The sequence below is a fragment of the Thermodesulfobacteriota bacterium genome, from assembly GCA_035325995.1.
Classification (GTDB): domain Bacteria; phylum Desulfobacterota_D; class UBA1144; order Nemesobacterales; family UBA2774; genus JADLGH01.
Window position 1 is genome coordinate 21154 of sequence record DAOKYU010000017.1, and the last position, 6649, is coordinate 27802.

The 6649-nt window shown below is 60.5% G+C and carries 7 protein-coding genes; 4 read left to right on the forward strand and 3 right to left on the reverse strand.

Features of this window, described 5'->3' with window-relative positions:
- Nucleotides 1–130 precede the first annotated feature (130 nt).
- Nucleotides 131–697 (reverse strand): OmpA family protein, encoded by a 567-nt coding sequence (locus PKC29_14540; protein HML96638.1) that lies wholly within the window; start codon nucleotides 695–697, stop codon nucleotides 131–133.
- A 322-nt stretch (nucleotides 698–1019) separates the two neighbouring features.
- Here PKC29_14540 and PKC29_14545 point away from each other — a divergent pair, with 322 nt between their 5' ends.
- A complete protein-coding gene (locus tag PKC29_14545) occupies nucleotides 1020–1436 on the forward strand; it encodes an ester cyclase (protein ID HML96639.1) in 417 nt (138 codons plus the stop codon).
- Nucleotides 1437–1450: 14 nt separating this feature from the next.
- Entirely contained in the window at nucleotides 1451–2098 is a 648-nt protein-coding gene (locus PKC29_14550; GenBank protein HML96640.1) for a TetR/AcrR family transcriptional regulator, read from the forward strand.
- A gap of 160 nt (nucleotides 2099–2258) precedes the next feature.
- Here the strand turns inward: PKC29_14550 and PKC29_14555 are convergent, their stop codons facing one another.
- Together PKC29_14555 and PKC29_14560 are read right to left on the reverse strand one after the other, a co-directional pair.
- The gene (locus tag PKC29_14555) at nucleotides 2259–3104 is read right to left on the reverse strand and encodes an SPFH domain-containing protein (GenBank protein ID HML96641.1); all 846 of its coding nucleotides are present in this window, start codon (nucleotides 3102–3104) and stop codon (nucleotides 2259–2261) included.
- 16 nt (nucleotides 3105–3120) lie between these two features.
- Entirely contained in the window at nucleotides 3121–3582 is a 462-nt protein-coding gene (locus PKC29_14560; protein ID HML96642.1) for an NfeD family protein, read from the reverse strand.
- 187 nt (nucleotides 3583–3769) lie between these two features.
- Between PKC29_14560 and PKC29_14565 the strand changes: the two genes are divergently transcribed.
- Both PKC29_14565 and PKC29_14570 read left to right on the forward strand, forming a co-directional pair.
- Complete coding sequence (locus PKC29_14565; protein HML96643.1) at nucleotides 3770–5620, forward strand: alkaline phosphatase family protein; 1851 nt, start codon at nucleotides 3770–3772, stop codon at nucleotides 5618–5620.
- A 235-nt stretch (nucleotides 5621–5855) separates the two neighbouring features.
- Entirely contained in the window at nucleotides 5856–6431 is a 576-nt protein-coding gene (locus PKC29_14570) for a TMEM175 family protein (GenBank protein ID HML96644.1), read from the forward strand.
- Nucleotides 6432–6649: the final 218 nt, after the last annotated feature.

The following is a 6649-nucleotide window of genomic DNA, read 5'->3' on the forward strand; positions in this document are numbered from 1 at the left end:
CGCTCGCTCGAAATCGTTGGGAATGACAGAAGTGTGGTAATCCCACGCGCGCTCGGAATCGGCAGTTCCCTCTCCCTTCGGCGAAAGGAGAGGGTCCGCTTCATTATTAAATCGGGTTGAAAGTCTTTACTTACGGCATCTGGTCCTGGATGTCTATCTCGATGCGCCTGTTCTGGGCGCGTCCCTGCGGGGTGTCGTTAGGCGCTATGGGGTGATACTGCCCGAACGAGACGGCGGCCAGCGTGGTCGGGTCTATGCCGTTGTCGGCGAGGTAGCGGACTACCGATATTGCGCGCCCGGCGGCGAGGTCCCAGTTGGTCGGGAAGCGCGAGGCCAGCGGCTCCAGTATCCTGAGGTCGTCGGTGAATCCCTGTATGACAATGTACTTGCCCTGCGCCTGCTGGAGCGCGGGGATGATCTGGTCGAGCGTCTTCCTGCCCTCGGCGTGGAGCTCGTAGCCGCCTTCGTCGAACAGTATTTCGTTCACGAGAGTGACCTGGAGCTGGTCCTGTAGCTGCTGAATCTGCACCTGGTCGGCTGCGACCTGCGCCGCAAGGGCTGTGTTGAGCTGCTGGTAAACCGAGTTCAAATACGCGAGCTGCTGGGTCTCGGCCACCTGCTGGTCGTAAGCCGATTGCGAAACGCATCCGGCCGCCAGAAACAGGCCCGCGATCAAAAACATTCTTGCTGCTTTCATGGTAATCCTCCTGTAACGTTGCTTGCGATCCCGCTGAAAATTGAAATCACGAATCAATTCTAATGTCGTTAATTATTTGTTTCAACGAGAATTTTCACGGGCCGAAAGTTTGGCCTGATATCAAGGGGTTAGGTGGGATATCGCGAGGAGCGCGGCGGCTTCGTCCCGCATCCCCCGGCAATTCGCCGAAGGCGCGCCCGCCGCGCTTCTCGCGGCGTGAGCATACTTCGCCCCGCCTTTTCGCTGTATGATTCTCATTTCTTGACATAAGATATAAGTCTCATTAGAATACTCGCATGCTGTTTCGTAAGGAGGGGAAACCTTGAAGCTTTCAAAAGAGCAAATGGATCACATGATAGACGAGCATTTCGGTTTCGAGGCCGCGGACGACGTCGAAGGGGTGTTGTCCACGCTGTCGCAGGACGTGATACACGACATAGTCGGCATGCCGACGGGGCCGACGGTCGGCCCCGAAAACGCCAGGGGATTCTACGAGCACCTCTTCGCCGACCTCTCGGACGGGAAGGTGAGCTGCATACGCAGGCTCTACGGCGACAACTTCCTCGTTGACGAATCGCTCTGGGAGGGGAGGGCTCCGGGGAGGCCGTTCGGCATTCCGGGGAACGGCCGGCCGCTCAGCTTCCGCCTGCTCCACGTCGTCGAATTCTCGGGCGACGGTCTCATAAAGCGCGAGAACGTCTGGATAGACCTCGCCGCTATACTGCAGCAGCTCCAGTGATGCCGGCGATGAAAATGGAAAACAAGGGCCGCGTAAATCAGCGTAAGAGAACGAGGAACGACATACTCCTGGCCGCCGGGCGTCTCCTCTCCGAGGGAAAGTCTCCTACGATGGACGAAGTCGCCGAGGAGGCGATGGTCTCGCGCGCCACGGCGTACCGCTACTTCCCCTCGCTCGAAGGGCTCCTCGTCGAAGCCCCGATCCACGGCGGCGTGCCCAACCCCGGCGAAATATTCTCGGACGGCTCCATCGAAGGGCCCGAGGACAGGGTGGACGCCATGGAATCCGCCCTCCACGATATGATGTACGACAACGAGCTCCAGCTCCGCGCGCTTATGCTGAACTCGCTCAAGCTGTCGCTCGAGAACGGCGGGGGCGTGCCCGTTCGGCAGAGCCGGAGGATGGGGTTCATCGAGGCCGCGCTCGAACCCGCCCGCGCGAAGCTCGGCAAAAAGAGCTACAAGAGGCTCTCGGCCGCGCTCTGCCTCTTCTTCGGGCCCGAATCGATGATAGTCTTCAAGGACGTGCTCCCGCTGGGGAAGGACGAGGCGAGGAGGGTGAAAAGCTGGGGAGTGCGGACGCTGGTGCGGGCGGCGATTGAGGAATCCTCGAACGGCGCCGCGAAGCCGAAGAGGAAAAATCCGGGAAGGGGTAAGAAATGAATTCAGTATATTGTTTCGCCGCTTTTTTTAATCCGCCATTCTGAGCTTGACTCGGAATCTCGCTTTTAATTTCTATTCGTCACTCCTACCTCGATCCTCCCCCTTCAAGGGTGAGGAGAGTGCAGGATTTCTTCCCTCTGTCGAAATGACGATATCATCCCTACTGCTTAATTCCTCCGATGATTCCCTTGAGCGCCGCCTGGAGGTCGGCCGGGAGTATGACGAGCTTCGAGTTCTGCGAGCTCGCCGCCTTGCTCACGGCGTCGATATATTTCTCGCCCAGGAGGAACAGCACCGGCAGCTCGTTATCCTTGACGGCCTGCGTAACCTTGTCGATCGCCGCCTGGCTCGCCTCGGCGAGGACCACCTGCGCCTCGGCGTCGCGCCGCGAAGCCTCCAGCCTGCCGTCCGCTTCGAGAATGGCCGCCGTCTTCTGCCCTTCGGCCCTCGTCACTGTCGCCCTCCTTCCCCTCTCGGCTGCGGCCTGCTCCTCCATCGCCCTCTGCATCGTCTCCGAAGGATTGATGTCCTGGATCTCGACCGTCTTCAGCGTGATGCCCCAGTCGGCTATGTCGTCGGATATAGCCTCCTTCAGCCTCGCCTTAATCTGGTCTCTCGAAGAGAGGGCGTCGTCAAGGTCCATCTCGCCCACTATCGAACGGAGCGACGTCTGCACGAGGTTCTGAATCGCTATCCTGTAATTCTCGACGCCGTACACAGCCTTCTCCGGCGAGACGATGTTGATGTAGGCGACGGCGTTCACTATCATCACCGCGTTGTCTTTCGTGATGACGTCCTGCGACGGGATGTCGAGCACGATGTCCTTTGTCGTAACCTTATAGGCTATCGAATCGACGTAGGGGATTATTATGTTGAGCCCCGGACCGAGCGTCTTGTTATACTTCCCGAGCCGCTGGACGATGTGCTTGAAGCCCTGGGGCACTATCCTCACGCCGGCCATTATCGTTATAATCACGAGCACTACGAATACTATGACGACCCACATTGCGAATCTCCTCTTTTTATACGGGGTTTCTTTTTTCGACTATGAGAGTGTTGCCGGATATATCCATTATATATACGCTATCCCCTATCGATACCTCGTCCGTGGATATGAAAAGCCATTCGCTCGACCCGAGCACCGGCCTCGTGAAGCGCACCTTCCCGTGGCCCTTTTCGTCCGGAGGGGTTACGACTGTACCCCTCTCGCCGAGGACGGCCTCGCGCCCGACCCCGGCGCTCGTCCTGTCGGGGGCGATTTTCCTGAAGTACCTGAACCAGAGGAACGTCATGACGGAGGACGCGGCGGCCCACGCCGCGAGCTGCCACGGGAGCGGCATCCCGGGGACGAAGAAGAGGAGCGTCGCGACCGCCAGCGCGCCGAGGCCGAACCAGAATATCGTGAAGCTCGGCAGGAGCAGCTCGGCGATGATGAGCAGCATCCCGAAAACGAGCCAGTGCCAGTAAGCGATTTCGAAACCCATAGGGCGTCCTCCTTTCGGCGGCGTGAAGGATGATAAATTATAATGTAAGTTTCCGTCTTTCTAAACGGCGTTCCGCGGCCCGGCTTCGGTGCTCTCCCGCGTCGCCGAAATATTAATGCGGGCTTCACACTTTACGCTTATAATTTTATTCGTGCGGCCGCGCGCGCCGCGCCGGAGCGAGCAAGATATGAGGGCCATACTTTCCATACTGTTTATATTATCGGCGGCCGGCTTCTTCATCTCATGCGAACGGACGGGCGATACGGCCCCCTCGCGTACGGAGCCTCCGCCGCTGGCGACCGACGGGCCCTCCGCGAAGCAGCCCCGCCCGACGCTAAGGCCCGACGGCGGCAACCCCGAGAACGTCCCCCCGCGCCTCGTCGTCGGCATAGTCGTCGACCAGATGCGCTACGATTTTCTTACGCGCTTCTGGGACGAGTACGGCGACGACGGGTTCAAGCGGCTCGTCGGCGAGGGGTTCAGCTTCGGCAACGCCCGGCTCGATTACGTCCCGACGACGACGTGCCCGGGCCACGCCTCGATATACACGGGCGCGCCGCCGTCGGTCCACGGCATCATCGGCAACGACTGGTTCGACAGGGACCTGGGCGGGGAAATATACTGCGCCTACGACAAAACGGCCTCCCTCGTCGGGGGCGGCGAGGGCCTGGGGAAAGTAACGGGTATGCGCTCGCCCCGTAAAATGCTGACGACGACGGTCACCGACGAGATAAAGCTCGCGAGCGGCATGCAGTCCATCGTCATCGGCATCTCGGAGAAAGACAGGGCCGCCATAATGCCCGCCGGGCACCTCGGCGACGCCGCCTACTGGCTCGACGCCGCGAGCGGCGAGTGGGTGACGAGCACGTACTACTATAGGAACGATAAAAACGGCGAAGCGCCGGAGCTGCCGGCGTGGGTTAAAAACTTCAACTCAGAAAATTCCGCCGAAAAATACCTCGCCCGGCCAGGGATAGACGGCGAGTGGAACACGCTCCTCGACATTTCGGAATATGAAGAAAGCGCGGACGACGGCAGCCCGTACGAAAAGTCGATAAGCGGGAAGGACGAGGCCACGGGCGAATACAGAAAGCCCGTTTTCCCTTACGTCCTCAAGGACGTCCTCGCCCAAAACCCGGCGGACACCGGGGGCATGTACGGCCGGCTCATCACGGCGACGCCGTTCGGCAACTCGCTGACGAAGGACTTCGCCGTCGCGGCAGTCGAGGGGGCGGGGCTCGGGAAGGACGGGGTCACGGACTTCCTCGCGGTCAGCTTCTCTTCGACCGACATAATCGGCCACTACTACGGCCCGAGATCCGTCGAAGTCGAGGACACGTACCTCAGGCTCGACCGCGACATCGCGGCCCTCCTGGAGTCGCTCGACAGGCTCGTCGGCGAGGGGAACTACCTCGTATTCCTGACGGCCGATCACGGCGTCGTAGACGTGCCGCTCTCGCTCGAGGACGCAGGCGTCCCTGCCGGATACTTCACTGAAGACGACGAGCTGATAACGATGCTGAACGCGCACCTCGCGAAGGTATACGGCCCGGCGGGCGGAAAGCTCGTCCTCGCCTATAGCAACCAGCAGGTCTATCTCGACCGCGACCTGATACGCTCGAAGCTCCGGGCGGGCGTCGCCGACGTGGAGCGCGAAACGGCGGACTTCCTGCTCACGCTCCCCGGGGTCGCAGACGCCGTCACGGCTACGGAGCTCCGCGGCGCGGACTTCACGACGGGCCCGCGCGCCCTCGTCGAGAACGGCTACAACATGAAGCGTTCGGGCGACGTCGCCGTCGTAATGGAGCCCGCGTGGATTGAGTACAAGGCCCGCTACGGCAAGAGGGGCACGACTCACGGCGCGCCGTACACCTACGACACGCACGTGCCGCTCGTATTCTACGGGTGGAAAATACGGCGCGGCTCTTCGATGCGTCCCGTCGGCATAACGGACGCCGCCCCGACAGTCTCGGCGCTCCTCGGCGTCCCGTTCCCGAACGGCGCCACGGGCCAGCCGCTCGTCGAGCTGTTTCAGTAAGACGCAAGGGCGTACGCCCCCCGCGCATCTCCACTTTATTATCGTCTATGGCGCGGGCCCGGGACGGAGAGGATCGGGAACGGCGTCAATCCGTTCCTCCCCGCCCCGTTCGCCGGCGGACGGCGAGAATAATATTTACACGCCGGTATCTCTTTTGCTCCGGATCTACTCTACATGATATGCAGGCGTTTTATTCCCGACTGATTTACGCAGCATGCGTAGCGTGGAGACTCGAATGAGCAAGGGAAGGCTTGAAGCGTTCAGCGACGGCGTCATCGCCATAATCATCACCATAATGGTGCTGGAGCTCAGGATACCGCACGAGGCCGGCCCGGACGCCCTTCGCCCGCTGGCGCCGAAGTTCCTCAGTTACGTGCTCAGCTTCATCTTCGTCGGGATATACTGGAACAACCACCACCATCTATTCCAGGCCGCCGGGCAGGTTAGCGGCCGCGTCCTGTGGGCCAACCTGAACCTCCTCTTCTGGCTGTCGCTGATACCGTTCGTCACGGGATGGATGGGCGAGAACCACTTCGCCGCCTGGCCGGTCGCGCTTTACGGAGCGGACTTGTTGATAGCCGGGCTCGCTTATCTCGTCCTCACCCGTGTTCTCATAAAATGCCACGGCGCGGATTCCACACTGGGGGCGGCGATCGGCCGCGACTTCAAGGGGAAGGCGAGCCTCGTGCTTTACGCCGCTGCGATACCGCTTGCCTTCGTGAGCCCGTGGATCGCCTGCGGCCTGTACGTTGCGGGCGTCGCCATGTGGCTCATCCCCGACAGCCGAATCGAGAAGAGAATGGCCGTGTAGACCGTCCGGGCGGGTAACCGGGGACGAAGAAGCGCTGGCTTCTTCATGCAAAGTCTGTCCGTTTGCGCGCGTATTCTTTTAATAACGCTGTGTGTTCCTTATTTGTGTTTCCTTCAACTGTGTATTCCTTAGGGGTCAAAATTTGACCCCCCGGGGGGTCATTATCTGTACAGACCTGGGACATAGGTTACAGGTGTTCGGAGACATGGGTAACAGTT

Bases quoted from the DNA above. Each gene is read 5' to 3' on its own strand.
- PKC29_14565 (HML96643.1), top strand. From the start codon at position 3,770: ATGAGGGCCATACTTTCCATACTGTTTATATTATCGGCGGCCGGCTTC.
- PKC29_14570 (HML96644.1), top strand. From the start codon at position 5,856: ATGAGCAAGGGAAGGCTTGAAGCGTTCAGCGACGGCGTCATCGCCATA.
- PKC29_14560 (HML96642.1), bottom strand. From the start codon at position 3,582: ATGGGTTTCGAAATCGCTTACTGGCACTGGCTCGTTTTCGGGATGCTG.
- PKC29_14555 (HML96641.1), bottom strand. From the start codon at position 3,104: ATGTGGGTCGTCATAGTATTCGTAGTGCTCGTGATTATAACGATAATG.
- PKC29_14550 (HML96640.1), top strand. From the start codon at position 1,451: ATGGAAAACAAGGGCCGCGTAAATCAGCGTAAGAGAACGAGGAACGAC.
- PKC29_14540 (HML96638.1), bottom strand. From the start codon at position 697: ATGAAAGCAGCAAGAATGTTTTTGATCGCGGGCCTGTTTCTGGCGGCC.